The following is a 26,591-nucleotide window of genomic DNA, read 5'->3' on the forward strand; positions in this document are numbered from 1 at the left end:
GCGCGCAGACCGCGTCCAGACAACGGAGTAGGAGCGTTCACGACAGGTGCCAGAGCTGGTGATTCAGCTGACCAGAGCAGGGTTTCTCGCCCTGCTCTGGTTGTTCGTGCTGGCTGCGCTTCGCGTGGTTCGCTCGGACCTCTACTCGGCGTCCGGGATGCGGGTCCCGATGCCAGGTGCGGGTCGGCTCCCGGGCAAGCAGGCCCGGGGCAAGAGCAGGGCGCCCCGCCAGATGGTGGTGACGCACGGTGCTCTCGCCGGAACGCGCATTTCCCTGGACGGTCGGCCGATCCTCATCGGCCGGGCGGACGACTCCACGTTGGTCCTCGACGACGACTACGCGTCGACCCGGCACGCGAGGCTGTCGCTGCGGGGATCGGACTGGTACGTGGAGGATCTGGGCTCCACTAACGGCACATACCTCGATCGGGCGAAGGTCACGGGGCCGACCAAGGTCCCGCTCGGCGTTCCGATCAGAATCGGCAAGACGGTGATCGAGCTGCGCTCATGACCCTCGTCCTTCATTACGCAGCCCGCAGCGACCGCGGTCTGGTTCGTTCGAACAACCAGGACTCGGTCTATGCCGGCCCACGACTACTCGCCCTTGCGGACGGCATGGGTGGCCATGCCGCCGGCGAGGTCGCCAGCAAGGTCGTCATCGCGGCGTTGGCGCCGTTGGACGACGACGAACCCGGCGACGATCTGCTGGGCCAGCTCCGCGACGCGGTGCTGGCCGGCAACAACGCGATCGCCGAGCTGGTGGCCAACGACCCGGACCTGGAAGGGATGGGCACCACCCTCACCGCTGTGCTGTTCGCGGGCAGCAAGCTGGGGTTGGTGCACATCGGCGACTCCCGGGCGTACCTGGTCCGCAACGGCGAGCTGACCCAGATAACCCACGACGACACCTTCGTGCAGTCGCTGATCGACGAAGGCCGGATCACCGAGGAGGAGGCCGCCAACCACCCGCAGCGCTCGCTGCTGCTGCACGCGTTGACCGGCCACGAGGTGGAACCGAGCCTGGCGATCCGGGAGGCGCGCGCCGGCGACCGCTACCTGCTGTGCTCGGACGGCCTGACCGGCCCGGTCAGCACGGAGACGATGGCCGAAGCGTTGCGCATCCCGGACCCGCAGCAGTGCGCGGACCGAATGATCGAGCTCGCCCTCAAGGGCGGCGGCCCGGACAACGTGACCGTGATCATCGCCGATGTCGTCGACGTGGAGTTCGGCGACGACGCCCCGATCGTCGGGGGCGCGGCGGGAAATGGCGATGAGCACCCGCGACCTGATTCGTCTGCGGCGCGCGCTTCCGCGGTGACCATGCCGCGGCCGCAGCCGCAGCGTTTCGAGCCCACCTCACCGCCGCCGGAGCAGCCGCGCAAGCGGCGTTGGCTGCGCTGGCTGCTGGTGACGTGCGGCGTGCTCATCGTGTTGGCAGCAGGTGCGCTGGGTGGGCGTTGGTGGGTGCTCAACCAGTACTACATCGGTGCGAACAGCGCCGACGAGGTGGTGATCTTCCAGGGAGTGCAGGGCAGTGTGCTCGGCGTGTCACTGAGCTGGCAGGTCGAGACGTCGTGCCCGCCGGACTCGGCACCCGACTGCAAGCCGATCAAGGTCGGGGACCTGCAGGAAGCCCAGCGCCCGGACGTGCGTAACGGCATCACCGAGGTCAACGGGCTGCAGGACGCCCGCGAGGCGATGCGGCGACTGCGGATGACCGCGCTGCTGCCGGAGTGCCCGCAACCGCAACCCACACCGACGCCGAATCCGACGCCGAGCAGCCAGACGCCGCCGCCCGGGCAGCCCCCGGCCTCGGGCGAGCCCCCGGCTTCGGGCAAGCCCCAGGCTTCGGGCGAGCCCCCGGCTTCGGGTGAGCCCCAGGCGCCGGAGCCGGGCTCGGAAGCCACTCCGCTGGTGCCGGAGGAGCAGAAGCCCGGCGTGACCTGCCGGATGGTGAGCTGATGCCACAGCCGACGGCCGCGACCGGAGCGACCAGCGGGGCCCCGCGAGTCACGACTCGGCGGGGCACCGAACTGTTCATGCTCGTCTGCTCCGCGGTGATCACCACGGCAGCGCTGATCCTGGTGGAAATCTCCCAGGAGCAGACGATCACCCGGGAGCTGTTCTTCTACGGGCTGGCGTTTCTCGCGCTCTACGGTGCCGCGCACTTCGCGGTGCGCCGATGGGCTCCGTACGCCGACCCGCTGATCCTGCCCCTGGTGGCGTTGATCAACGGGATGGGCCTGGTGATGCTGCACCGGCTCGACCTGGCCGAGGTGGTCGGGTTCCCGTACACGCCGAAGCAGATCGTGTTCACCACGGCGGGCGTGGTGCTGTTCGTGCTGGTCCTGGTGTTCGTCAAGGACCACCGAACGCTCGCACAGTACGGCTACACCTGCGGATTCGTGGGGCTGGCGCTGCTGGCCCTGCCCGGTCTGCTGCCGTCGAGCATCTCCGAGGCCAACGGCGCGAAGCTGTGGATCAATCTCGGCTTCGTGTCGATCCAGCCCAACGAGTTCGCGAAGATCCTGCTGCTGATCTTCTTCGCCTCGTTCCTGGTGTCGAAGCGGGAGCTGTTCACCACGGCGGGCAAACGGTTCCTCGGCGTGGACTGGCCGCGGCCCCGCGACCTGATGCCGGTGATCGCGGCCTGGCTGCTGTCCATCGGCATCGTGGTGCTGGAGAAGGACCTGGGCACCTCGCTGCTGTTCTTCGGCATCGTGCTGGTGATGATCTACATCGCCACCGAGCGCGCGGTGTGGGTGTTCCTCGGCCTGTCGATGTTCGCGCTGGGTTGCCTCGTGGCGTTCAACCTGTTCGACCACGTGCAGGACCGGGTGAACAGCTGGCTGGACCCGATGGTGCGGGTCCCCGACGGCGCGCGCGATCCCGGCTACCAGCTGCGCACCGCGCTGTTCGGGATGGCGCACGGCGGCATCGACGGCACCGGCCTCGGCGCCGGCATGCCGCAGATCACGCCGCTGTCGTTCAGCGACTTCATCATCCCGTCGCTGGCCGAGGAGCTCGGCCTGGCCGGGCTGATGGCGCTGCTGATGGTGTACCTGCTGCTGATGATGCGGGGCCTGCGTAGTGCGCTGGCGGTGCGCGACTCGTTCGGCAAGCTGTTCGCCGGTGGTCTGTCGTTCACCATCGCGCTGCAGTTGTTCGTGGTCACCGGCGGGGTCACCGGGCTGATCCCGATGACCGGTCTGACCGCGCCGTTCCTGGCCTCCGGTGGTTCGTCGATGCTGGCGAACTACATGCTGATCGCGCTGCTGCTGCGGATCTCCGACGCGGCTCGCCGCCCGCAGACTCCGCCGAAGCCGAAGCCGAAGCAGGCGCCGATCGCGGAAGCGCATACCGAGTTGGTGGAGCGTCCTCGATGAACAAGCCGCTGCGCCGGGTGGCGCTGGCCATGATGGCGATGGTCGTGTTGCTGATGGGCAACGCGACCTACGTCCAGGTCATCAAGGCCGACGAGCTCAGCGACGACGCGCGCAACGTCCGCAGCCAGCTCGCGGAGTACTCGCGGGAGCGCGGCCAGATCATCGCCGGGGGCCAGTCGCTGGCCAACTCGGTGGCCAGCGACCACGAGCGCTACAAGTTCAAGCGGACCTACCCGCACGGCCCCGTGTTCGCGCCGGTCACCGGGTTCTACTCGTTCTTCTACGGCTCCAACGGCATCGAGCGGGCCGAGGACAAGATCCTCAACGGTACCGACGACAGCCTGGCGTTCGGCCGGTTCTCGGACATGATCACCGGGAACAAGCCGCGTGGCGGCAGCGTGGAGCTGACCATCAACCCGGCGATCCAACAGGTGGCCTACGAGCAGCTGACCAGCAAGGGCTACCAGGGCTCGGTGGTGGCGCTGAACCCGTCCACCGGCGAGATCCTGGCCATGGTCAACGCACCGTCCTACGACCCGAACCTGCTGACCTCGACGAACCGCAACGAGGACGCCGCGCATTGGCGGCAGCTGGAGGACGACCCGAAACGGCCGATGGCCAACCGGGCGGTGTCCGAGATCTACCCGCCGGGCTCGACGTTCAAGCTGATCACCACGGCGGCCGCGCTGCAGAACGGCTACACGCCCGACAGCAGGGTCGAGGACGCCGCGTCGATCATCCTGCCCCACACGAGCACCCCGCTGCCGAACTACGGCAACAGGCAGTGCGCGGGCAACACCCTGACCGAGGCGCTGGCGCACTCCTGCAACACCGCGTTCGCCAAGATCGCCGGCGAGGTGGGGGCGCAGAAGATGCGGGAGACCGCCGCAGCCTTCGGCTTCGGTCAGGACCTGCAGATCCCGATGAGCGTGGCCGATTCCAGCCTGGGCGAGATGGCCGACGCCGCCGCGCTGTACCAGAGCGGCATCGGGCAGCGCGACGTGCGCGTCACCCCGCTGCAGAACGCGATGGTGGCCGCGGCCATCGCCAACGGCGGCAAGCTGATGAAGCCGCAGCTGGTGAAGGCCACCCGTGCCCCCGACATGGAGGAGCTGGACTCCTTCCGGCCGGAGGAGATGAACCAGGCCGTCTCGCCGCAGATCGCGCGCATGATCCGCGACATGATGATCAAGTCGGAGAAGAACACCAAGGGCGTCGGCAAGATCTCCGGCATCACGATCGCGTCCAAGACGGGTACCGCGCAGCACGGCGACGCCGAGGACAAACCGCACGGCTGGTACGTGGCGTTCGCCCCGGCGGAGAACCCGGTTATCGCCGTGGCGGTGATCGTGGAGAACGGTGGCGACGAGGGCGCCGAGGCCACCGGTGGTTCGATTGCCGCGCCGATCGGCCGGGAGGTCATCCGGGCCGGTCTGCAGGGAGGTGGCTGACCAGTGCTGACCTCCGGCCAGTTACTCGCCGACCGGTACCGGCTGGGCAACCGCATCGCCGTCGGCGGCATGGGCGAGGTGTGGCAGGCGGTGGACGTGCGGCTGGACCGCACCGTGGCCATCAAGGTGCTCAAGGCGGAGCTGTGCGGTGACGCGGAGTTCCTGCACCGCTTTCGCACCGAGGCCCGCACCACCGCGTCTCTGAACCACCCCGGCATCGCCGCCGTGCACGACTACGGCGAGACCGCGGCCATCCCGGACGGCCCAGAGGACACCGCCTACCTGGTGATGGAGCTGGTCGAGGGCGAGCCGCTGGCCGCGATCCTGGCCCGCGAGGGCCGGATCAACACCGACCACACGCTGGACATGCTGGAGCAGGCGGGGCGGGCGCTGCAGGCCGCACACGAGCGCGGCCTGGTGCACCGCGACGTCAAGCCGGGCAACATCCTCATCACTCCCGACGGCAAGGTGAAGCTGACCGACTTCGGGCTCGCGAAGGCAGCCGACGCGGCACCGGTGACCCGGTCCGGGATGGTGATGGGCACCGCGCACTACATCGCTCCGGAGCAGGCGCTGGGCAACGACGCGACGCCGGCCAGCGACGTGTACTCGCTGGCCGTGGTCGGGTACGAGTGCCTGATGGGCCACCGCCCCTTCCGGTCCGAGAACGCGGTGACGGTCGCGATGATGCACATCCGCGACATCGCGCCACCGCTGCCGCCGGACGTGCCGCCGGGTGTGCGCGCGCTGATCGAGACGACGCTGGTGAAGGACCCGCGGCGACGCTACGCCGACGGCGGCGAGTTCGCCAACGCGGTCGCCGCGGTGCGCGCCGGACTGCCGTTGCCGATGCCGTCGACGCTGGTCCCGCAGCAGCAGCGCCAGCAGCTCAACGTCGGTGTGCCCGCCAACACCGGGGTGCCCCAGGTCACTGGATCGCACTTCCCGCCGATGGGCAACACCTATCCGCCGGGGCTGATCCCGCCGCAGGCGCCCGCGCCGCAACTGCCGCCGCCGTCGGGCGCGTCGCGCGGCAACAGGGTCGTGCTGTGGGTGCTCGCGGCGGTGCTGGCGGTGGCCCTGCTGGCCGCCGTCGGGCTGATCACCCTCTGGGTCGTCGACCGCGGCGACCTCGGTCTCGGCACCGGCCCGGTCTCCCCCGCCGCCGCTCCGGGCCACACCGTGCCGCGGCAGGCCACCGGGCCGGACCTGGTGGGGTGGTCGACCGAAGTCGGGGAGGCACCGGACCTGGGTGCTGCACCACCGGCCGGCGCAACGCACGTGATGGGACGATCGTTGACAAGGATCGGAACGACGCTTCGATGAGTTCGCCTCGACTTCTCTCCAACCGCTACGAGCTCGGTGAGACTCTCGGATACGGCGGCATGTCGGAGGTCTTCCGCGGCCGCGACACCCGTCTAAGCCGGGACGTCGCGGTGAAGATCCTGCGCGCGGACCTGGCCCGCGACCCGACGTTCCAGCTGCGGTTCCGGCGCGAGGCGCAGAACGCGGCGGCGCTGAACCACCCGGCCATCGTGGCGGTCTACGACACCGGCGAGACGGAGTCGGAGAACGGGCCGCTGCCCTACATCGTCATGGAGTACGTCGACGGCCGGACGCTGCGCGACATCGTCAAGACCGAGGGGCCGCTGGCGCCGCGGCGGGCCATGGAGGTCATGGCGGACGCGTCAGCCGCGCTGGACTTCAGCCACCGGCACGGCATCGTGCACCGGGACGTGAAGCCGGCCAACATCATGATCACCCGCTCCGGCGCGGTGAAGGTGATGGACTTCGGCATCGCCCGCGCGCTGGCCGACGGGCAGGCCGCGGTGACGCAGACCGCGGCGGTGATCGGCACCGCGCAGTACCTGTCGCCGGAGCAGGCGCGCGGCGAGGCGGTGGACGCCCGCAGCGACGTCTACGCCTCCGGCTGCGTGCTGTTCGAGCTGCTCACCGGCGAGCCGCCGTTCACCGGTGACTCCCCGGTCGCGGTCGCCTACCAGCACGTGCGGGAGGAGCCCCGCAAGCCGTCCGACGTCAACGCCACGGTGCCCGCGTCGCTGGACGCGGTGGTGCTCAAGGCGCTGAGCAAGAACCCCGCCAACCGCTACCAGTCGGCCGCGGAGATGCGCGCCGACCTGGTCCGGGTGCTGTCCGGGCAGCGCCCGAAGGCTCCGATGATCATGTCGGAGGAGGAGCGGACCGCGATGCTCACCCAGACCTCCGCGACCGAGCTGCTGCCGCCCGGTCGGCACCGCTCCGCGGAGCGCGCCAAGCCGGAGGAGGTCGCCCCCGCGCAGGAGCGCAAGCGCCGCAAGCACTGGCTGATCGCGCTGGTCACCGCGGCGTGCGTGGTGGTCTTCGCGCTCGCGGCGTGGTTGGCCACCAGCCTGTTCCAGAGCCAACCGAAGGGCGAGGTCCCGCCGAACTTCGTCGGCAAGGAGAAGGCGGCGGCGCAGGCGGAGGCCGCGGAGACGGGCTGGGGCGACGTCGTGCGGTTCACCGACTGCGCATCGACCGTCGATGCGGTCAACCGGGTGGTCAACCAGACTCCGCCGTGGCCGAACCCGGTCGTCAAGGGCAGCCAGCAGATCGTGCTGTGCGTCGGGATGGGCCCGGAGACCGTGCAGGTCCCGAACCTGAAGGGCATGGACATGACCGAGGCGTCGGAGACGCTCGAGGCGCACGGCCTGAAGCTCAACCTGAACCCGAAGTACCAGGAGACTAGCGACAGCTCCCTGGTCGGCAAGATCATCGACTGGAGTCCCCGCGGCGGCGTCGCCAAGAACACCACGATCAGCGTGACCCTCGGCAAGGAGATCGAGACGGTCAGCGTCGGGAGCGTCCGGGGCATGCCCTACGAGACGGCCAAGGCGTTCCTGGAAGGCGCCGGGTTCCAGGTGCAGCGAAGGGTCGTCGACTCCGACCAGCCGGCTGAGACGGTGATCGACCAGAACCCGGCGGGCGGCACCAAGGCCCGGCCCGGTTCGGTGGTGTTGCTGGTGGTGTCCAACGGCCAGCAGATCAGCATGCCGGATTTGCGCGGCATGTCGGCCGACGAGGCGGAGGCCACGCTGCGGGCGCGGGGCTGGAACGGCACGATCAACGAGGTCAAGCAGTCGACGACCGACCCGAACATGGACGACAAGGTGATCAGCTCGTCGCCGGCCGCGAACCAGAAGATCAGCCGGAACCAGGCGGTCACGATCTACATCGGCCGGTACGACTCGTCGTCGCCGACCAGCACCCCGTCCGACGGCGGCATCTTCCCGTCGTTCGGCTGAGCGAGTGAGCGGGTGCCCCTCGACCGGGTGTCGAGGGGCACCCGCTCGTTCCAGGGTCAGCGGTGCGCTGCGGCGGCCACCTCGCGCATGCCGCGTTCCAGCTCGGCGACCAGGCGCTCGTCGACCGGGTGCCCGGCCGCGGCCATCCAGTTCGCCAGCATGCGGTGCCCGCCGTCGGTGAGGACCGACTCGGGGTGGAACTGGACGCCCTCCACCGGCAGCTCCCGGTGGCGCATGCCCATCACGATGCCGGACGCGGTCCGCGCGGTGATCTCGAACTCGTCCGGGATGGTGTCGGCGCGGACGATCAGCGAGTGGTAGCGGGTCGCGATGAACGGCTCGGGCAGCCCCGCGAACACCCCGGTGCCGGAGTGGTGGATCTCGCTGACCTTGCCGTGCAGCAACTCGGGCGCCCGCTCGACGACGCCGCCCCACACCGCACCGATGGCCTGGTGGCCGAGGCACACGCCGAACACCGGTCGGCGCTCGGCGGCGCAGCGCTCGACGAGTTCCATGGTGCGCCCGGCGCGGTCCGGTGTGCCGGGTCCGGGGCTGAGCAGGACACCATCGGCGGCGGCCACCTCGTCGTCGGTGACGACGTCGTTGCGGCGCACCACGCAGTCCGCGCCGAGCTGGGCGAGGTACTGCACCAGGTTGTAGACGAAGCTGTCGTAGTTGTCGACGACGAGTACGCGCACCCGCCCAGCGTACGCGGATCGGCGCGGCGACCGCGCGCCCCTGGTCCGTGGTTGCCCGCAGCGGGTGGTGCGGCAGCTGCGGCCGGTCGGTCGGTGCGGGATCCGGATTGTGATTACGTTAACGTGGTACGTGGAACACGAGCCGCACCGTGGGAGGTGTCGCCCTCCCCGTCCCCGGCGCGGGAATCCTCGGTGCGGTCCGCCCGACCACGGCCACCACCTGGCGAGGACACACCCATGCCGAAGTCCAAGGTCCGCAAGAAGGACTCCTCTACCCCGGTGACGGATCGACGCACGCCGGTGAAGGCGAAGGCGGTCGGCCCGTCGCACCCCATCTACGTCGCCGTGATGCTCGGCATGATGTTGATCGGCCTGCTCTGGCTGGTGGTCAACTACATCGCGGGCGACAAGATCTCGTTCATGGCCGAGCTGGGCGGGTGGAACTTCGCGGTCGGCTTCGCGTTCATGATCATCGGACTACTGATGACGATGCGCTGGCGCTGATCGCGGGTGATCGGCGTCCGGGAGGAGCCATCCCTGGCGGGGCTCACCCGTCCCGTGGATCTCCTGACGTGTGGTTAGTGAACGACATGGGTGTAACTCATCCCCATTGGGGATAAGCCCTGTGGATAACTCGCGGGTAACCGGTGGACAACGGTGGATGAGCACTCGGACGGACCTCTGCAGTGGGCGACCCCGGTGGGCCTCGTCGCGGCCGGGTGGGTCCTCGCGGCCCTCGCGGCGGCGTGGCTGCTGCTCGCCGACACCGCCGTGGACCGGGTGTTCATCGGCGCCATCGTGCTCGCCCTGGCCGCGGTGTCCGCGCACGCCAGCATCTGCCGACCTCGGCTGGAGGCCGACCGCAGCGGCATCACCGTCCGCGGGGTGCGGGGCGAGCGACGCTGGTCCTGGCCGACGGTGACCATCCGGGTGCGCCGCGACCGGCGGCTCGGCCGCATGGTGCAGTCCCTGGAGCTGGACACCGACGCCGACCTGGTGGTGCTCACCCGGCTCGACCTCGGTGCGGATCCGCAGGACGTCGCCGACGCCCTGCACGACCTGCGCCGCTAGCCGCCCAGATCGCAGCGCGTCTCGGCACCCGAGCCGAAACAGACCACGTTCCCGAACTGCGCGTCCCGGGTCACCAGCACCGCCACCAGCACCAGCAGCAACGCGACCAGACCCCCGGTCTGGACCAGCACCCGCCGGTTCCGCGGCGCGTAGACCAGCGCGGCCGTCGCGGCCACGCCGAGCGCCAGGCCGCCGAGGTGCCCCAGCAGCGAGACGTTCGGGATGACCACGCTGGCCACGATGTTCAGCGCGATCACCGCAAGCACCGGCCGCAGGCTGACCTTCAGCCGCAGCGCGGCGATCGCGATCCCGCCCATCAGCCCGTACACCGCGCCGGACGCACCGGCCACCGGCTGCACGGCATCGCCGAACACGAACACCGCCGCGCTGCCGCCGAGTAGCGACAGGAAGTACACCGCGGCGAACCGCACCCGCCCGAGCACCAGCTCCAGGTCCCGGCCGATCACCCACAGCGCGATCATGTTCAGCGCCAGGTGCAGCAGGCCGAGGTGCAGAAAGCCCGAGGTGATCAGGCGCCACCACTGCCCGCCCGCGACCAGCACCGGCCACAGCGCGAAATCGTCGAACAGCGCGGCCGTGTGGTTGGCGGTGGGGCTGCCCGCCTGCACCGCCGTGAGCACGAAGACCACCACGTTCGCGGCGATCAGCAGCGGCACCAGGATCGGTTTGTCGGACAGCCTGGCCCCGGCCACCGTCACCGGTTGCCGGGCCACCCGGCGCCCCTGCGCCACGCAGTCGACGCATTGGTAGCCGACGGCGGCCTCACGCAGGCACGCCGGGCACGCCGGGCGCTCGCACCGGGTGCAGCGCAGCCCGGTGGGGCGGTCCGGGTGCCGGACGCAGGTCGGCAGCTGCGGCGGCGCCCCGTCCGCCCCGGGCCACGATCCGGGCGGAACAGTCACGTGGAGGACCTGCCCTCTGGGTCGGCGGCGGCGTCAGCCGCGTTCGATCGAAACCTTCTCGATGACGATGTCGGTGACCGGGCGGTCGTTCTTCCCGGTCGGCGTGCGGGCGATCGAGTCCACCACGTCCCGCGACGCCTGGTCGGCCACCTCGCCGAAGATCGTGTGCTTGAAGTTCAGCCAGTTGGTGGCCGCCACGGTGATGAAGAACTGCGATCCGTTGGTGTTCGGCCCCGCGTTCGCCATCGCCAGCAGGTACGGCTTGTCGAACTGCAGCTCCGGGTGGAACTCGTCGGCGAACTGGTAGCCGGGGCCACCGCGTCCGGTACCGGTCGGGTCACCGGTCTGGATCATGAAGCCCTCGATGACGCGGTGGAAGATCACCCCGTCGTAGAACGGCCCCGAACGCTCGCCCTTGGCGTTCGGCGCGGAGTAGTCCTTGGTCCCTTCGGCGAGGCCCACGAAGTTCTTCACAGTCTTGGGCGCCTTGTCGGGGAACAGGTTGATCCGGATGTCGCCCTGCGAGGTGTGCAGGGTCGCGGTCACCTTCGTCCCGACGAGCGATCCGTTGTCTTCAGCCACTCGACCATCCTGCCATCGAACAGGCCGATCGCGGCTTCTGGGTGCAGTATGGGGGCTGATCGCCGCCTGTCTCGCGGTGTCGGCGCCGTGGACATGGGTGATGACGTCGACCGGCGAACGCCGGGCCAAGGAGGCAACGCACGATGGACGAGGTGAAGGCTATGGCCCGAGCTGGTGAACGCGTGGGCAGAGCGCTCGGGACGGGTCTGCGGTCGGCGCGCCTCGGCGCCCGACGCGCCGGTGCGGTGGGGATGGCGCTGTCCCGCCAGGCCGCGGCCCGCGCGGAGCAGGAACTCGCCAGCCGTGGCATCTCCACCGAAGAGCTGCCGGAGCTGATCGCGCAACGCGCCACCGGCATGTCCCGCCGGGAGCTGGCCAAGCGCAGCCGGAAGGCGCGCCGCCAGTGGGAGCGGAAGGCGGCGCGGTCGCGCAAGCAGCTCGCGAAGAACGCCGTGGCGGCCCGCAAGGAGCTCGCCGCCCGCATCGACCCGTCGCTGCGTCGGCGCCGCCGCCGGTGGCCGTGGGCGCTGCTGGTGCTGACCGGGATGGTCGTCGCGGTGGCGGTGGCGTTCTCCCGCCGCCCCGAGGAGCTGCCGGTGGCTGGTGAGGACGACTTCGCCCAGCGCAACACCAAGGCGCGGCACCGCGCGGAACGCGCGGACGTGCCGACGCAGGCGGACTCCCCGGTCGACGCACCGGAGCGGTCGCGCTGAGCTGACCGGAGGCCGGGGCCGAACCGCGACTCTGGCCTCCTTGTTGCGCACATCACATGCGCGCGGGTCGTCCTGCTGGCGACGATGCAAGGCATGAGCGAGCAGAGCTACGACCTGAGCGCGTCGACGCGGGTGGCGGCCCCAGCGGCCGAGGTGTACCGGATCGCCAGCGACATCACGCGCATGGGCGAGTGGAGCCCGGAGTGCGTCGGCGGCCGGTGGTTGTCCGGTGAGCCGGGGACCGTGGGCGCGCGGTTCGAGGGCCACAACCAGAACCGCGACCGGCACTGGACGGCCGAGTGCGAGGTGATCGCGGCCGAGCCGGGGCGCCGCTTCGCCTGGGCGGTGCTGAGCCACTCCCCCACGCCGGACAACTCGGTGTGGTCCTTCGAGCTGGAGCCGGACGGTGACGGCTGCACGCTGACCCAGCGGTTCCGGATGAAGCAGCCGCCCAGCCGCCTGCTGGCGATCCGGGACAGCCTGCCGCCGGAGAAGGCCGCGACGTTCCTCGACTTCCGCCGGCAGCAGCTGCAGGAGGCGATGCAGCAGACGGTGGACCGCATCAGGGCGGCCGCCGAGCAGTAGCCCGGTCGTCCGGGACTCGTCCGCCGGGCGCCGCCGGGCCGGACCACGGCGTCCGGCGGCGCCGAGGGCAGACGACCACGGCGAGCGCGTAGAGAGCAGACAGACGACCAACAAAAACAACCCCCCGAAGAGTGGGGTTCGGAAGAACAGCGGCGGAACAACGGATGCAGGGCCCTACATGCGCCCCGAATGCGCCCCGTAGCTGAACACGAAAAAAGACCAAGTCCCCCTGACCTGGTCTTTCGTGGTGGAGACGAGGGGAATCGAACCCCTAACCCCCGCCTTGCAAAGGCGGTGCTCTGCCAATTGAGCTACGTCCCCGGACATCGCAGCACCACGCAGGACCGGTGACGCTCGCGACGGCTTACCGGCCACGTCGAGCGGGGCTCGACGCATGAGCTCGCAGCGCCCGAGCCGGTTTCACAGCGCCCAGCGGCAGGCGATCACGCCTCGGCGGTGGCCTCGCGCCACAGGTCGGCCTCGGCCTTGGCAGCACGGTTGCGCCGGATGACGAACAGCACGACTCCAGCAACTGCGGCGAGTACGAGCAGCTTCTTCACTTCCGGTCGCCTCCTAGCACGGCGTGCAGACCGTGACGCTCTCGGATCAGAAATAGTGACCAGTGGGCCTAGAAGGACTTGAACCTTCGACCTCTTCGTTATCAGCGAAGCGCTCTAACCGCCTGAGCTATAGGCCCTTGGTGTGCCTCAAACATTACAGGAAGCCTTCCGGCGCCCGAAACGGGGGGTCCCCTTTCCGGTCGGGCCGGACGTGGCGATCCCGGTCCGGGACCGGGATCGCCACGTCAGCGGCTCACTCCCGCTCGGACAGCGTGACCTCAATGCCGCCGGCGAAGTCGGCCGCCACGTTGTAGATGAACGCGGCCACCGTCGCCAGCGCGGTCACCAGCACGATGTTGATCGCGCCGATGATCGAGGCCACCCCGAACACCCGGCCCGCGCTAATCAGCGGCTCGCTGGCCGCGTCGTCGGGCTGGGTGAGCTCGGTGAAGGTGCCGTTGAGCTGGTCCCACACGCCCATGCCGTCCAGCACGCCGTAGAGCACCGCGACGGCGATCATCCACACGAAGAACAACGCCACGCTCAGCACCAGCGCGAGCTTGAGCACCGACCACGGGTCCAGCCGCTTGATCTGCAGGCTGGCCCGCCGCGGACCGCGGCTGGGACGCCGCGCGGACGCCGCCGTGGCGCGCGCGGCGCCGGTGCCCGGAGCACCCGCGAACGACACGGTCGTCCGCGCGGCCTGGGGCACCTCGGTGCGCACCGTGTCCTGGTCCTGCACCTGCTTCGGGATGTGCTGCGTGTCGTCGGGCTCGGCGCTCGGCGTGCTCGGCGCGGCCGACGAGCTGTCGGCCCCGGTTGCCGACGCGCGCTGCCACGGCGGCGGCGTGTCGGTGCCGTGCAGGGTGTCCCCGCCGTCGGCGGGCTGCTCCTGCTTCGAGCCGGACTCGGCGACCGCCCCCGTGCTGTCCTCGACTGTCTGGGTGCTGACCGGAGCCCGGTCCGCATCCTGCTGCGGGTCGGCGGACTCCGGCTTCTCGGAAGGTGTCACGAGCGATCCTTCGGTGATCGTCGGCTGCGTTGTGCGGCGTGGTGTCCCACGGTGTTACTTCTGCTGCTGCTCCGGCCCCGCAGCGTCCGGGTCGGCGGCTTCGTCGGCGTTGCGCGCGATGGCCACCAGCGTGGACCCCTCGTCCAGGTTCATCAGACGAACCCCCTTCGTCTGCCTGCCGGCCTTGCGCACCTCCTTGGCGGTGGTCCGGATGACCCCGCCCGTGGAGGTGATCGCGTAGAGCTCGTCATCGATGTCGACGATGAGCGCCCCCACCAGCCTGCCACGCTTGTGGTCGTGCTGGAGAGTCAGCACGCCCTTGCCGCCGCGGCCCTGCACCGGATAGTCGTCGATCGGGGTGCGCTTGGCGTAGCCGCCGTCGGTGGCCACCAGCACGAACCGGCCGGCCCGGACCACGCCCATCGCCAGCAGCTCGTCCCCGTCGTTGAACCGCATGCCCAGCACGCCTGACGTGGCCCGACCCATCGGCCGCAGCGCCTCGTCGGTGGCGTGGAACCGGATCGACTGGCCCTCGGCCGACACCAGCAGCAGGTCGTCCTCCGCCGAGCACAGCACCGCGCCGACCAGCTCGTCGTCATCCTTCAGGTTGATCCCGATAAGACCACCCGATCGGTTGGAGTCGAAGTCGCTCAGCCGGGACTTCTTCACCAGCCCGTTCCGGGTGGCCAGCACCAGGTACGGGGCCGCGTTGTAGTCCTTGATCTGCATGACCTGGGCGATGTGCTCGTCCGGCTGGAACGCGAGCAGGTTCGCCACGTGCTGGCCGCGGGCGGTGCGGTTGGCCTCGGGCAGCTCGTACGCCTTCGCCCGGTAGACCCGGCCCTTGTTGGTGAAGAACAGGATCCAGTCGTGCGTGGAGCAGACGAAGAAGTGCGAGACGATGTCGTCCTGCTTCAGCTGCGCGCCCTGCACGCCCTTGCCGCCGCGCTTCTGCGCCCGGTACAGGTCGGTCCGGGTCCGCTTGGCATAGCCGGTGCGGGTGATGGTGACGACCACGTCCTCGTCGGCGATGAGGTCCTCCATGGACACCTCGCCCTCGTACGGGACGATCTTCGTGCGCCGGTCCTCGCCGTACTTGTCGACGATCTCCATCAGCTCGTCGCGGATGATCCGGCGCTGCCGCTCCGGCTTGTCGAGGATGTCCTTGAGGTCCTCGATCTCCCGCTCGATCTCGGCCAGCTGGTCGACGATCTTCTGCCGTTCCAGGGCAGCCAGGCGGCGCAGCTGCATCTCCAGGATCGCGTTGGCCTGGATCTCGTCCACGTCGAGCAGCTCGATCAGGCCGGTGCGCGCCTCCTCCACCGTGGGCGAGCGCCGGATGAGCGCGATGACCTCGTCCAGCATGTCCAGCGCCCGGACCAGACCGCGCAGGACGTGGGCGCGTTCCTCGGCCTTGCGCAGCCGGAACCGGGTGCGCCGGACGATGACCTCGACCTGGTGCCTGACGTAGTAGCGCACCACCTGGTCCAGCCGCAGGGTGCGCGGCACCCCGTCGACCAGCGCCAGCATGTTGACGCCGAAGGTGGTCTGCAGCTGGGTGTGCTTGTAGAGGTTGTTGAGCACCACCTTCGGGATCGCGTCGCGCTTCAGCGTGATCACGATCCGCATGCCGCGGCGGCTGTTGGTCTCGTCGGCGATGTCCGAGATGCCGGTGAGCCTGCCCTCCCGGTGCATCGCGGCGATGTTCTCGATGAGGTTGTCCGGGTTGACCTGGTAGGGCAGCTCGGTGACGACCAGCGTGGTGCGGCCCTTGCTGTCCTCCTCGATGGTGACGACGGCCCGCATCTTGATGGAGCCGCGACCGGTGCGGTAGGCGTCCGCGATCGCGTTGGTGCCCAGGATCAGACCGTGGGTCGGGAAGTCCGGCCCCTTGATCCGCGCCATCAGCGCGTCGAGGAGCTCCTCGTCGGTGGCCTCCGGGTTCTCCAGCGCCCAGGCGATGCCGTCGGCGACCTCACGCAGGTTGTGCGGCGGGATGTTGGTGGCCATCCCGACCGCGATCCCGCCACCGCCGTTGACCAGCAGGTTCGGGAACCGCGACGGCAGCACGGTGGGTTCCTGGGTGCGGCCGTCGTAGTTGTCGGTGAAGTCGACGGTGTCCTCTTCGATGTCGGCGAGCATGTGCATCGCCAACGGGGTCAGACGGCACTCGGTGTACCGCATGGCCGCGGCCGGGTCGTTGCCCGGCGAGCCGAAGTTGCCCTGGCCGTCGACCAGCGGGTGGCGCATCGACCACGGCTGCGCCAGGCGGACCAGGGTGTCGTAGATCGCCGCGTCGCTGTGCGGGTGGTAGTTACCCATCACGTCGCCGACGACGCGGGAGCACTTCACGTAACCGCGGTCCGGGCGGTAGCCGGAGTCGTACATCGCGTACAGGACGCGGCGGTGCACCGGCTTGAGGCCGTCCCGCACGTCGGGCAGTGCGCGCGAGACGATGACGCTCATCGCGTAGTCGATGTAGGAGCGCTGCATCTCCTGCTGGAGGTCGACCGGTTCGATCCGGCCGTGTTCCGGCGGCAGGATTTCCGTCATGCTCGTCCTTCTCGTGCTGCGTGGGGCCGCCGGGCGGCCCGGGGTGGTCGGGGTCTACGGGCGCCGGGACGCGGTCAGACGTCGAGGAACCGGACGTCCCTGGCGTTGCGGGTGATGAAGGAGCGCCGCGCCTCGACGTCCTCGCCCATCAGCACGCTGAACAGCTCGTCCGCGGTGGCCGCGTCGTCCAGCGAGACCTGCAGCAGGATCCGCGTCTCGGGGTTCATCGTGGTGTCCCACAGCTCGTCGGGGTTCATCTCGCCGAGACCCTTGTAGCGCTGGATGCCGTCGTCCTTGGGCAGCTTGCGGCCCTCGGCGGCGCCGCGCTCCAGCAGCGCGTCGCGCTCCCGGTCGCTGTAGGCGTACTCCGGCTCCGACCGCGGCCACTTGATCTTGTACAGCGGCGGCTGCGCGAGGAACACGTGGCCGTTCTCGATCAGTGGCCGCATGAAGCGGAACAGCAGGGTCAGCAGCAGGGTCCGGATGTGCTGGCCGTCGACGTCGGCGTCGGCCATCAGCACGATCTTGTGGTACCGCAGCTTGGACAGGTCGAACTCGTCGTGGATGCCGGTGCCCAGCGCGGTGATGATCGACTGGACCTCGTTGTTCTTCAGGACCCGGTCGATCCGCGACTTCTCCACGTTGATGACCTTGCCGCGCAGCGGCAGGATCGCCTGGAACCGCGACTCGCGGCCCTCCTTGGCCGAGCCGCCCGCGGAGTCACCCTCCACGATGTAGAGCTCGCACTCCTCCGGGTTGTTGGACTGGCAGTCCTTGAGCTTGCCCGGCAGGCCGCCGATGTCCATCGCGCTCTTGCGGCGCACCAGTTCCTTGGCCTTGCGCGCGGCCACCCGCGCCTGCGCCGAGGACACCGCCTTGTTGACGATCACCTTGGCCTCGGCGGGGTTGCGCTCGAACCAGTCGGTGAGCCACTCGAAGGCGGTGGTCTGCACGAACGACTTGACCTCGGTGTTGCCCAGCTTGGTCTTGGTCTGGCCCTCGAACTGCGGTTCGCGGACCTTCACCGAGACGATCGCCGCCAGGCCCTCGCGGACGTCGTCGCCGGTGAGGCTGCCGTCCTTGTCCTTGATGAGCTTCTTTTCCTTGGCGTAGCTGTTGACCACGCGGGTCAGCGCGGCGCGGAAGCCCTCCTCGTGGGTGCCGCCCTCGTGGGTGTTGATGGTGTTGGCGAAGGTGTAGACCGACTGGTTGTAGCCGGAGTTCCACTGCATCGCGACCTCCAGCTCGTGGCCCTTGCCGGACGCGCTGAAGGACACCACCTTCTTGTGGATCGGCTCCTTGGTGGCGTTGATGTGGCGGACGAAGTCCTCCAGACCACCCGGGTAGTGGAAGACCTGCTCGGTGGCGCGGGCCGGGGTGCCGCTGGCGTCCTCGCCGGCCTCGCTCTCCTCCTCGGCCACGCGCTCGTCGCGCAGCACCATGGTCAGGCCCTTGTTCAGAAACGCCATCTCCTGCAGCCGGCGGGAGATCGTCTCGGCGTTGTACCGGGTGGTTTCGAAGACCTTCGGGTCGGCCCAGAAGGTGATGGTGGTGCCGGTCCGGTCGGTGCGCTCGCCGCGCTCGAGGTCGGACACCGGCTTGGAGTCCTCATAGCGCTGCCGCCACACGTAGCCGCCGGTGTGGATCTCGGCCTCCAGCGCCACGGACAGCGCGTTGACCACCGAGACGCCCACGCCGTGCAGACCGCCGGAGACGGCGTAGGCGTCGCCGCCGAACTTGCCGCCCGCGTGCAGCACGGTCAGCACGACCTCGAGGGTCGGTTTCTTCTCCACCGGGTGCATGTCGACGGGGATGCCGCGGCCGTCGTCGACGACGCGCACGCCGCCGTCGGGGAGCAGGGTGACCTCGACCCTGGTCGCGTACCCGGCCATCGCCTCGTCGACCGAGTTGTCCACGACCTCCCACACGAGGTGGTGCAGCCCGCGCTCACCGGTCGAACCGATGTACATGCCGGGACGCTTGCGGACGGCCTCAAGGCCCTCGAGAACAGTGATGGATGAAGCGTTGTATTCGCTCTTCTTCGGTGCCACGGGCCTCGATTTCTCCTTGCGCCGACTGTGCTGTCAGGGTGATCGGTGGTACCGGCGCACGCGCGCCCGGCGACCGCACCGAGGACCACTTCGGGGCGACTCATCTCCTCGTCGGCCGCACGCTGGTGCGACCGACGTCGTGGAAACACCGCGTCGCGCGCGATGTCGCACGGTGCCGAACACGGCGCTGACGCGGTGTCGAACACCCGTGTCAACCATCGTGGCGGCGGTCCGGCCGACTGCACCCTCACCCGATTCTACTGGGGCCCCGCAGCAGAAGTGGGGCAAGGACACCCCTGACTTGCTCACAGAGCGGAGAACTCGAATCAAGCCACCACCCGAGAGCCGTCGCTGACCGTCGGGGGATCTCTGCGGCGATCGGACGGTCGCCGCAGGGGTGCTAGCCGTAGGTGTCCCGCGGGCCGCGCCCGGGGATGTGCCGCGGCCCGTGCCGCCAACTCGGCGCGGCCGGACCCTGCACCCTGATGCGGCGGACCACGTCGCGGCCCACGTCCTCGCCGATGCGCTTGAGGATCTGCCGCTGCAGCAGCCGCAGCTGGGTGGCCCACGCGGTGGACTGGGCCTGCACGGTGAGCTCGCCGTCCTTGAGCGCCACCGGCTTGGTGTGCTCGGCCACGTCGGCGCCGACCAGGCTGGCCCACCGGGCGAAGACCTGGCCGCCGGAGAGCCGGTCGACCCAGCCGCGCTCGGTGGCGATGCGGGCGGCGAGCCGCCCCAGCGGCTGCGGGTCCCTGTCGTCCGGCCGGGGCCCGGACCAGCCACGACGCCGACGCGGCGCGGCGAACCCCGGCTTCGTGCGCCGGGTGCGGCGGCGGGCCGCGGACTGCTCGCGGGCGGCCTGCAGCGCGGCCCGCGCGAGGTCCGGACCGGTCAGCGCGAGGTCCGGACCGGTCAGCGCGGCGCCGGCGCCACCCGCGATGCGCTCGACCGATGCCGACGAGTTATCCACACCATCCACAGAGTTATCCCCAGATGTGGGTAGTTGGGGAGCACGCGGGGCATGATCCGTCACTCCGGGTGCACGAGTCGCCTGCGGACGGTCACCGGACACGGCTCACCTCGCCTTCGCAGACGTCGAATCGGGCACCGGTGAGCTCCGGTGGCACATCCTCCGGCACCGCCGCGGTGACCAGCACCTGCTCGGCACCGGCCACCAGCTCCGCCAGCCGGGCCCGGCGGTGGCGGTCGAGCTCGGCGAAGACGTCGTCCAGGATCAACACCGGCTCGGCGCCATCCTCGGTGAGCAGGTGGTAGGAAGCCAGCCGCAACGCCAGCACGAACGACCACGATTCGCCGTGGCTGGCGTAGCCCTTCGCGGGCAGCTCGCCGAGCAGCAGCTCCAGGTCGTCGCGGTGCGGTCCGACCAGCGACACACCGCGCTCGATCTCCTGCGGCCGCACCCGTTCCAGCTCGGTGAGCAGCGCCTTCTCCAGCTCCGCAGGGTCGGCGGGCGGGCCCTGCGGCACGCCGTAATCCTCCGGCAGCGCGTCACCGAGGCTGCTGCGGTAGCGCACGTGCGCCACCCGGCCGGACGGCAGGGTGGCCTCCTCGGTGGCCGCCACACTGGCGTAAGCGCTGGTCACGTGCGGTGCGATGGCGGCAACCAGGTCGAGGCGGCCGGCGAGCAGCTCGGCACCGAGGCGCGCCAGGTGGCCGTCCCAGACCTCCAGGGTGCGCAGGTCGGCGGAGCCACCGCTGCGGCGGGCCGCGCCCGCCGACTTCAGCAGGGCACTGCGCTGCTTGAGCACCCGGTCGTAGTCGGCGCGGACACCCGCGAAGCGGGGGGCGCGGGCGACCAGCAGGTCGTCGAGGAAGCGGCGCCGCTCACCGGGATCGCCGCGGACGATCGCCAGGTCCTCCGGCGCGAACAGGACGATGCGCAGGATGCCGAGCACGTCCCGCGGCCGCCCCACGGCCCCGCGGTTGATCCGCGCGCGGTTGGCCTTGCCGGGCGTGATCTCCAGCTCCACCAGCAGTTCGCGACCGCTGTTGACCACCGCGGCCCGCACCACGGCGCGCGACGCGCCGTCGCGGACCAGCGGCGCGTCGGTGGCCACCCGGTGGGACCCGAGGGTGGCGACGTAGCCGATGGCCTCGACCAGGTTCGTCTTGCCCTGCCCGTTGGCCCCGATCAGCACGGTGCTGCCCGGCTCCAGGGCCAGGTCGGCGTGCGGCCAGGACCGGAAGTCGGTCACCTGCAAATGGCGGACGTACACAGCGGTCCAACTTAGGGTGCGGTGCTCGTGGGTGATCTCCGCGGTGGAGAAACCCGAAGCTTACTCACGCGCGTCGGGGTGGCCGGTCCGCGCGTCGGCCCCTGTCGATCTGTCGACATATCGACAGGGGTGCCGGGTCGATGTGTCGACAAATCGACCCGGCACACTCAGTCCTCGCTCTTCTGCACGGCGTGCCCGCCGAACTGGTTGCGCAGCGCGGCGACCGCCTTCATCGCCGGTGAGTCCTCCTGGCGGGAGGCGAACCGGGCATACAACGACGCGGTGATCACCGGGGTCGGCACCGCCTTGTTGATCGCCTCCTCGACGGTCCACCGGCCCTCGCCGGAGTCGTTGACGTACCCGCGCAGCTCGGACAGCTCCGGGTCCTCCTCCAACGCCCGGACCAGCAGGTCCAGCAGCCAGGAGCGGACCACGGTGCCGCGGCTCCACGCCTTGATCGTCGCGGGCACGTTGGTGACCACGTCCGAGGCGGACAGCAGCTCGAAGCCCTCCGCGTACGCCTGCATCAGGCCGTACTCGATGCCGTTGTGCACCATCTTCGCGTAGTGCCCGGCACCGACCGGACCGGCGTGCGCGAACCCCTCCTCGCGCGGCCCCTCCGGGCGCAGCGCGTCGAAGATCGGCATGGCGCGCTGGATGTCCTCGGCATCACCGCCGGCCATCAGGCCGTAGCCGTTCTTGGCGCCCCACACCCCGCCGGAGACCCCGACGTCGACGTACCTGACGCCCTTCTTCGCCAGCAGCGCGGCGTTGGCCTGGTCCTCGGTGAACTTCGAGTTGCCGCCCTCGATCACCAGGTCGCCCTCGTCGAGCAGCCCGGCCAGCGCCTCGACGGTCTGCCGGGTCGGATCGCCGTGCGGCACCATGATCCACACGATGCGCGGGGCGGCCAGCTTCTGCACCAGCTCCGCGATCGAGGCGACGTCACTGACGTCCGGATTGCGGTCGTACCCGACGACGTCGTGACCGGCGGCGCGAAGCCGCTCGCGCATGTTGAAACCCATTCGGCCGAGACCGACAAGTCCGAGTTGCACCGGATCTCCCTAGAAGCGAGCTGTGTTTCGACTGGCCGCACCAGCTGAATCGATCTGCTTCGAGCCTAGCTCGCGACGCCGCAGGTGCCGAGTGGCCAGTGGGTTGGGTGTGACTCAGGCCCTCCGGGCGGTGCTCAGCCGGGCAGGCGGACAGGCATCAGCAGGTAGAGGTAGTCGTCGGTCACCTCACCATCGTCGCCGACCGGTTTGATGAGTGCCGGGCGGTTGGCCGTGGTGAACTGCATCTGGGCCCGGTCGGTCTTCATCGCGCCCAGGCCGTCGAGCAGGTAACCCGGGTTGAAGGCGATGGTCAGCGGCTCGCCGACCAGCTCCACCGCGAGCTCCTCCTCGGCGCTGCCCTCGTCGTCGCCGCCGGCGGTCAGCCGAAGCACCCGGTCGGAGAACTCCAGCCGCACCTGGGTGCCGCGCTCGGCGACCAGCGACACGCGCTTGATCGCCTCGACCAGCGGGCCCACGTCGACGTTGGCGCTCACCGCGCTCTCCGTCGGCAGCAGCTGGCGGTACTTCGGGAACTCCGCGTCGAGCAGCCGGGTGGTGTTGCGCCGCGCCGCGCCGGACAGGCCGAGCAGGCCGTCGCCGGAGGCGAGGGAGATCTCCACCTTGGTGCCCGCCGAGCCCAGGGTCTTGGCCGAGTCGGCGAGAGTCCTGGCCGGCACCAGCACCGCGGTGTCGGTGATCGACGTGCCCGGCTCCCAGCTGATCTCGCGCATCGCCAGCCGGAACCGGTCGGTGGCGACCATGGTCAGCTTGTCGGCCTCGAGCTCCATCCGGATGCCGGTGAGCATCGGCAGCGTGTCGTCCCTGCCTGCGGCGACGGCGACCTGGCCGACGGCCTCGCTGAACACCTCGCCCGGGACCGAGCCGGCGTGCTCGGGCATGGCGGGCAGCTCGGGGTAGTCCTCGACCGGCATGGTCGGCAGGCTGAACCGGGAGCTGCCGCAGGTGATGGTGACGCGGGAGCCGTCGACGGTGATCTCGACCGGGCGGGCGGGCAGCGCCTTGGTGATGTCGGCGAGCAGGCGCCCGGAGACCAGGGTGCGGCCGCTGGCGTCGATCGAGGCGTCGATGGTCACCTGCGCCGACACCTCGTAGTCGAACCCGGAGATGGTCAGCGCCTCCCCGGAACTGGCGTCGAGCAGCACCCCGCCCAGCACCGGGACCGGTGGCCGCGACGGCAGGCTGCGCGCGACCCAGGCGACGGCGTCGGCGAGACCGTCACGTTCCACGCGGATCTTCATGGGTGTCCTTTCGGTTCCAGCCGTGGCTCGGCTGCCGGAGAACCTGCGTCGAGCTTCAGCTCGTCACGTCGGTGTGCCCCAGTCCCCCGCACGCGGGGGCGGGGTGGTCCCGCGCGAGTGCCGCGACGCGACGTTCCCTCGGGCGGCCTTCGCGGGAGTTCCACCGTAGAGCGTGCGCCGCGATCTCCGCATCCGGGTCCGAGCAGTCCGCGACCCGCTTCGGCGCGTTCGGGCCGAGTTATCCACTTGTCCACCGCCCCTACGTCTCTTTGTTCTTTTTCTCCGTAAGGAGAAAGGAGCGCAGTCGTAGTAGGGGCTGTGAGTTGTGGGGATAAGTGCTGTTTGGGCTGGTCGTACGGCGTGGTCGGGTGTGGATGACCACGGGATGTGATCGTGGACTACGGCAACCGGGTGGTGGACAACTTCTGACCCCCTCCGGTTTATCCACAACCATCCCCAGTTGTCCACAGATCCATCCACAGTTGATGGGCCAGTTGTACCCAGCCCCTGTTGATTTTCCCCCTCTCACCCGATCCGGTTGTGGGCAAAGCTGTGGGAGAACTGTGGTCAACTGCCACCATCCTGTGAGCAGCTCGCGCCAACCTGTGCACAGCTTGTGGATGGATTGGGGATAACTCCAGGTCAGCCCTGGGGATCAAGGTTCTGTGGACAGCTCGGCGACCCGGCGGACTTTTTTGCCGATCGGGTGAGGCGAAGACCACCCCGGCTGCCAGAAAAGTTCGCCGCCCGATCCGCTCCCCTGGTGTATACGAAGCGGGTCGGCCGATCCTGCACCGTGGCTGTTCACCGCCCTGGCGGCGCGCGCGGGGTTTCCCGTGGCGGCCCCTGCCCTGAGCCGAGTGGTCCGGCAGAAAGGTTCCCGCGCGTCGCCAGGGTGTGGAAGCCACCGAGGCGCGTCCGCACTCCGCCTGGGCCGCCCGACCCCGCCCCTGCGGCGATCGACGCGCCACCTTTCTGTTGGCGTGGGTGGCTCGCAGCGGTGCGGTGCGGCAGAAAAGACGGGGACCGCGACCCGAGGCCCATCCACACCGGGGCGTTCGAGAAAGGGCGTCAGCGGGCTTCTCAGCGGGCGGGGTCTTTCCGGCCGTGGGTGGCCGCGGAGATCAGCAACCCGGACAGGCCCGGGCGCGTCGACCCGGGCGGCCGTGGTCAGCGGGACCGCTGCTTGATGCGGGCGGTGAGTTCCTGGACGTGCTCGTAGATGCGGCGCCGCTCGGCCATCTCCTTGCGGATCTTCTTGTCCGCGTACATCACCGTGGTGTGGTCCCGACCGCCGAAGTACTGGCCGATCTTCGGCAGCGACGAGTCGGTCAGCTCCCGGCACAGGTACATCGCGATCTGCCGGGCCTGCGCCAGTGCCTTCGTCTTGCCCGGCCCGCACAGGTCATCGATGGTCACGCCGAAGTAGTCGGCGGTGACCGCCATGATGGTCGGCGGGGTGATCTCCGGGGTCTGCGAGTCGGGGATGAGGTCGCGCAGCACGATCTCGGCCAGCTGCAGGTCGACCGGCTGCCGGTTCAGCGACGCGAACGCCGTGACCCGGATCAGTGCACCCTCCAGCTCGCGGATGTTGCGCTCGATGCGCGAGGCGATGAACTCCAGCACGTCGGCGGGCGCGTTCATCCGGTCCTGCGCCGCCTTCTTGCGCAGGATGGCGATCCGCGTCTCCAGCTCCGGCGGCTGGATGTCGGTGATCAGGCCCCACTCGAACCGGGTGCGTAGGCGGTCCTCCAGGGTCCGTAGCCCCTTCGGGGGCCGGTCCGAGGACACCACGATCTGCTTGTTCGAGTTATGCAGCGTGTTGAAGGTGTGGAAGAACTCCTCCTGGGTGCCTTCCTTGCCCTCCAGGAACTGGATGTCGTCCACCAGCAGCACGTCGACGTCGCGGTAGCGGCGCTGGAAGGCCACCTGGCGGTCGTCGCGCAGCGAGTTGATGAAGTCGTTGGTGAACTCCTCGGTGGACACGTAGCGGACCCGCATCCCCGGGAACAGCCGCTGCGTGTAGTGCCCGACGGCGTGCAGCAGGTGCGTCTTGCCGAGCCCCGACTCGCCCCAGATGAACAGCGGGTTGTACGCGCGGGCCGGGGCTTCGGCGGCCGCGACCGCGGCGGCGTGCGCGAACCGGTTCGACGACCCGATGACGAAGGTGTCGAAGGTGTACTTGGCGTTCAGCCGGGTCTGTGAGGTCGGCGGCGCGTGCTTCGGCGCGGTGAACGGCTGGCCCTGCTGCAGCTCCGTCGGCTGCCCGGCCCGCCCGAACGTCGGCCAGCCCTCGCTGGTCGGCTCCTCGCCCTCCGCCTCGGCGGCGCCGGGCTCCGGTTCGGCGTCCTCGCCGTCGCCCTCGGCGTCCAGCGGCTGCGGCGCCTCGCCGTTCGGCCACCTGAACTCGGTGGTCGGGAAGTCAAGCTCGGCCGACTCGGGTTTCGCGTGCCGCCCCTCGGCGCCCGGCAGCGGCCCGGCGGCGGAACCGGTGTGCGCGGTTGGGCCGAACGTCTCGCGGTAGCCGGGCATCGGCAGGTAGCCGCCAGGGGCCTGCTCGGTCGACCGCGGCGACCAGGTGTCGGCGGGGGCGGGCGCGGCCACCGGCCGCGTCGGAGCAGGCACCGCGGTGTCCACCTTCACCGCCAGCGACACCTCGCGGCCGAGGCGGCGGGACAGCGCGTCGGTGATCGGGTCGCGCAGCGCGCGTTCGATGGCTTCCTTGGCGAAGTCGCTGGGGGCGGCCAGCAGCGCGGTGCCGTCGAGCAGACCGATCGGACGAGTGACCCGCATCCACGCGCGCTGCTGAGGTGAGAGGGTGCCGGAGGACAGCTCCTGCACCACTTCGTCCCAAACTCGACCGAGATGATCGGCTTGGTGGTCGGACACCGCCGTGCTCCCCTCCCCTCGTTCGCGCAGCCCCCAGTGCGGTCCCGGGGGCCTGGCTCCCACGGTGCTCGGGTGCGGGCGGTGTCACGGGACGGTGGGGCCAGACTCCGCGGCCACCCGCTCTGGCAGGTGTCCACAGAGTTGTCCACAACTTGTGTATGAAGGTACGGCAGGGTGCTCCGGTGATCCCCCCTGGGTCCCGCAGTCGGTAGCGATCGAGGTCAGGACGTCCCCGGCGCGCTCCAGTGCTCCCACCCACCGGCCTGCGCTTCGCAGGGGGGC

Annotated in this window: 21 protein-coding genes, 2 tRNA genes and 1 pseudogene; 10 read left to right on the forward strand and 14 right to left on the reverse strand. The window is 70.0% G+C overall.

Going from position 1 to position 26,591, the window contains the following annotated elements; translation table 11 throughout:
- Nucleotides 1–46: 46 nt before the first annotated feature.
- Genes IEY17_RS09865 through pknB form a run of 6 tightly spaced genes read left to right on the forward strand, consistent with a single transcriptional unit; the run spans nucleotide 47 to nucleotide 8,121 of the window.
- A complete protein-coding gene (locus IEY17_RS09865; RefSeq protein ID WP_188987008.1) occupies nucleotides 47–511 on the forward strand; it encodes an FHA domain-containing protein FhaB/FipA in 465 nt (154 codons plus the stop codon).
- Nucleotides 508–1,962 carry a PP2C family protein-serine/threonine phosphatase gene (locus IEY17_RS09870; protein ID WP_188987009.1) on the forward strand — a complete coding sequence of 485 codons (1,455 nt, stop codon included), beginning with the start codon at nucleotides 508–510 and terminating at the stop codon, nucleotides 1,960–1,962. Before IEY17_RS09865 ends, IEY17_RS09870 begins: the two co-directional genes overlap by 4 nt.
- Nucleotides 1,962–3,386: an FtsW/RodA/SpoVE family cell cycle protein gene (locus IEY17_RS09875; RefSeq protein WP_188987010.1), complete on the forward strand. Its 1,425-nt coding sequence runs from the start codon at nucleotides 1,962–1,964 to the stop codon at nucleotides 3,384–3,386. The genes IEY17_RS09870 and IEY17_RS09875 overlap by 1 nt, the downstream gene beginning before the upstream one ends.
- Complete coding sequence (locus IEY17_RS09880) at nucleotides 3,383–4,837, forward strand: peptidoglycan D,D-transpeptidase FtsI family protein (protein WP_188987011.1); 1,455 nt, start codon at nucleotides 3,383–3,385, stop codon at nucleotides 4,835–4,837. Before IEY17_RS09875 ends, IEY17_RS09880 begins: the two co-directional genes overlap by 4 nt.
- A gap of 3 nt (nucleotides 4,838–4,840) precedes the next feature.
- The gene (locus tag IEY17_RS09885; RefSeq protein WP_188987012.1) at nucleotides 4,841–6,163 is read left to right on the forward strand and encodes a serine/threonine-protein kinase; all 1,323 of its coding nucleotides are present in this window, start codon (nucleotides 4,841–4,843) and stop codon (nucleotides 6,161–6,163) included.
- The gene (gene pknB / locus IEY17_RS09890) at nucleotides 6,160–8,121 is read left to right on the forward strand and encodes a Stk1 family PASTA domain-containing Ser/Thr kinase (RefSeq protein ID WP_188987013.1); all 1,962 of its coding nucleotides are present in this window, start codon (nucleotides 6,160–6,162) and stop codon (nucleotides 8,119–8,121) included. The genes IEY17_RS09885 and pknB overlap by 4 nt, the downstream gene beginning before the upstream one ends.
- Nucleotides 8,122–8,177: 56 nt before the next feature.
- Here pknB and IEY17_RS09895 read toward each other — a convergent pair whose 3' ends face one another.
- Nucleotides 8,178–8,819, reverse strand: coding sequence for an aminodeoxychorismate/anthranilate synthase component II (locus IEY17_RS09895; protein ID WP_188987014.1), 642 nt, complete (start codon nucleotides 8,817–8,819; stop codon nucleotides 8,178–8,180).
- Nucleotides 8,820–9,056: 237 nt separating this feature from the next.
- Between IEY17_RS09895 and crgA the strand changes: the two genes are divergently transcribed.
- Both crgA and IEY17_RS09905 read left to right on the forward strand, forming a co-directional pair.
- Nucleotides 9,057–9,323, forward strand: a complete 267-nt coding sequence (gene crgA / locus IEY17_RS09900; RefSeq protein WP_188987015.1) for a cell division protein CrgA — start codon at nucleotides 9,057–9,059, stop codon at nucleotides 9,321–9,323.
- A 153-nt stretch (nucleotides 9,324–9,476) separates the two neighbouring features.
- Nucleotides 9,477–9,890 (forward strand): PH domain-containing protein, encoded by a 414-nt coding sequence (locus tag IEY17_RS09905; RefSeq protein ID WP_229679991.1) that lies wholly within the window; start codon nucleotides 9,477–9,479, stop codon nucleotides 9,888–9,890.
- On the opposite strand, the gene IEY17_RS09910 is transcribed toward IEY17_RS09905, so the two are convergent.
- Entirely contained in the window at nucleotides 9,887–10,813 is a 927-nt protein-coding gene (locus tag IEY17_RS09910) for a rhomboid family intramembrane serine protease (protein ID WP_229679992.1), read from the reverse strand. The two genes, IEY17_RS09905 and IEY17_RS09910, sit on opposite strands and share 4 nt — an antisense overlap.
- 33 nt (nucleotides 10,814–10,846) lie before the next feature.
- Nucleotides 10,847–11,395 (reverse strand): peptidylprolyl isomerase, encoded by a 549-nt coding sequence (locus tag IEY17_RS09915; RefSeq protein WP_188987016.1) that lies wholly within the window; start codon nucleotides 11,393–11,395, stop codon nucleotides 10,847–10,849.
- Nucleotides 11,396–11,538: 143 nt separating this feature from the next.
- On the opposite strand from IEY17_RS09915, the gene IEY17_RS09920 reads away from it, so the two are divergent.
- Both IEY17_RS09920 and IEY17_RS09925 read left to right on the forward strand, forming a co-directional pair.
- Nucleotides 11,539–12,108 (forward strand): hypothetical protein, encoded by a 570-nt coding sequence (locus tag IEY17_RS09920; protein ID WP_188987017.1) that lies wholly within the window; start codon nucleotides 11,539–11,541, stop codon nucleotides 12,106–12,108.
- Between the two features lie 93 nt (nucleotides 12,109–12,201).
- Nucleotides 12,202–12,693 (forward strand): SRPBCC family protein, encoded by a 492-nt coding sequence (locus tag IEY17_RS09925; RefSeq protein ID WP_188987018.1) that lies wholly within the window; start codon nucleotides 12,202–12,204, stop codon nucleotides 12,691–12,693.
- 245 nt (nucleotides 12,694–12,938) lie between these two features.
- Here the strand turns inward: IEY17_RS09925 and IEY17_RS09930 are convergent.
- The 11 genes and pseudogenes from IEY17_RS09930 to dnaA all read right to left on the reverse strand — a co-directional run bounded on the left by IEY17_RS09930 (nucleotide 12,939) and on the right by dnaA (nucleotide 26,309).
- A tRNA-Ala gene (locus tag IEY17_RS09930) sits at nucleotides 12,939–13,014 on the reverse strand.
- Between the two features lie 131 nt (nucleotides 13,015–13,145).
- Nucleotides 13,146–13,253: pseudogene (locus tag IEY17_RS25320) on the reverse strand (DLW-39 family protein); the annotation flags it as partial.
- Between the two features lie 63 nt (nucleotides 13,254–13,316).
- Nucleotides 13,317–13,390 (reverse strand) — tRNA-Ile (locus IEY17_RS09935).
- Between the two features lie 116 nt (nucleotides 13,391–13,506).
- The gene (locus IEY17_RS09940; RefSeq protein ID WP_188987019.1) at nucleotides 13,507–14,265 is read right to left on the reverse strand and encodes a DUF3566 domain-containing protein; all 759 of its coding nucleotides are present in this window, start codon (nucleotides 14,263–14,265) and stop codon (nucleotides 13,507–13,509) included.
- Between the two features lie 54 nt (nucleotides 14,266–14,319).
- Nucleotides 14,320–16,818, reverse strand: a complete 2,499-nt coding sequence (gyrA, locus tag IEY17_RS09945) for a DNA gyrase subunit A (protein WP_188987020.1) — start codon at nucleotides 16,816–16,818, stop codon at nucleotides 14,320–14,322.
- Between the two features lie 74 nt (nucleotides 16,819–16,892).
- A complete protein-coding gene (gene gyrB, locus IEY17_RS09950) occupies nucleotides 16,893–18,869 on the reverse strand; it encodes a DNA topoisomerase (ATP-hydrolyzing) subunit B (protein ID WP_188987021.1) in 1,977 nt (658 codons plus the stop codon).
- 400 nt (nucleotides 18,870–19,269) lie between these two features.
- Nucleotides 19,270–19,809 (reverse strand): DciA family protein, encoded by a 540-nt coding sequence (locus IEY17_RS09955; RefSeq protein ID WP_229680013.1) that lies wholly within the window; start codon nucleotides 19,807–19,809, stop codon nucleotides 19,270–19,272.
- A 121-nt stretch (nucleotides 19,810–19,930) separates the two neighbouring features.
- Nucleotides 19,931–21,106 (reverse strand): DNA replication/repair protein RecF, encoded by a 1,176-nt coding sequence (gene recF / locus IEY17_RS09960; protein ID WP_188987023.1) that lies wholly within the window; start codon nucleotides 21,104–21,106, stop codon nucleotides 19,931–19,933.
- A gap of 167 nt (nucleotides 21,107–21,273) precedes the next feature.
- Entirely contained in the window at nucleotides 21,274–22,161 is an 888-nt protein-coding gene (gene gnd / locus IEY17_RS09965) for a phosphogluconate dehydrogenase (NAD(+)-dependent, decarboxylating) (protein ID WP_188987024.1), read from the reverse strand.
- A 134-nt stretch (nucleotides 22,162–22,295) separates the two neighbouring features.
- A complete protein-coding gene (gene dnaN / locus IEY17_RS09970) occupies nucleotides 22,296–23,420 on the reverse strand; it encodes a DNA polymerase III subunit beta (RefSeq protein WP_188987025.1) in 1,125 nt (374 codons plus the stop codon).
- A gap of 1,170 nt (nucleotides 23,421–24,590) precedes the next feature.
- Nucleotides 24,591–26,309: a chromosomal replication initiator protein DnaA gene (dnaA, locus tag IEY17_RS09975; protein WP_188987026.1), complete on the reverse strand. Its 1,719-nt coding sequence runs from the start codon at nucleotides 26,307–26,309 to the stop codon at nucleotides 24,591–24,593.
- Nucleotides 26,310–26,591 lie beyond the last annotated feature (282 nt).

The organism is Saccharopolyspora thermophila (genome assembly GCF_014646075.1).
Lineage (GTDB): Bacteria > Actinomycetota > Actinomycetes > Mycobacteriales > Pseudonocardiaceae > Saccharopolyspora > Saccharopolyspora thermophila.

Excerpts from the sequence above, each read along its gene's own strand:
- IEY17_RS09870 (WP_188987009.1), top strand. The coding sequence starts at position 508 with ATGACCCTCGTCCTTCATTACGCAGCCCGCAGCGACCGCGGTCTGGTT.
- crgA (WP_188987015.1), top strand. The coding sequence starts at position 9,057 with ATGCCGAAGTCCAAGGTCCGCAAGAAGGACTCCTCTACCCCGGTGACG.
- dnaN (WP_188987025.1), bottom strand. The coding sequence starts at position 23,420 with ATGAAGATCCGCGTGGAACGTGACGGTCTCGCCGACGCCGTCGCCTGG.
- pknB (WP_188987013.1), top strand. The coding sequence starts at position 6,160 with ATGAGTTCGCCTCGACTTCTCTCCAACCGCTACGAGCTCGGTGAGACT.
- IEY17_RS09925 (WP_188987018.1), top strand. The coding sequence starts at position 12,202 with ATGAGCGAGCAGAGCTACGACCTGAGCGCGTCGACGCGGGTGGCGGCC.
- IEY17_RS09875 (WP_188987010.1), top strand. The coding sequence starts at position 1,962 with ATGCCACAGCCGACGGCCGCGACCGGAGCGACCAGCGGGGCCCCGCGA.
- gyrA (WP_188987020.1), bottom strand. The coding sequence starts at position 16,818 with ATGACGGAAATCCTGCCGCCGGAACACGGCCGGATCGAACCGGTCGAC.
- IEY17_RS09920 (WP_188987017.1), top strand. The coding sequence starts at position 11,539 with ATGGACGAGGTGAAGGCTATGGCCCGAGCTGGTGAACGCGTGGGCAGA.
- IEY17_RS09880 (WP_188987011.1), top strand. The coding sequence starts at position 3,383 with ATGAACAAGCCGCTGCGCCGGGTGGCGCTGGCCATGATGGCGATGGTC.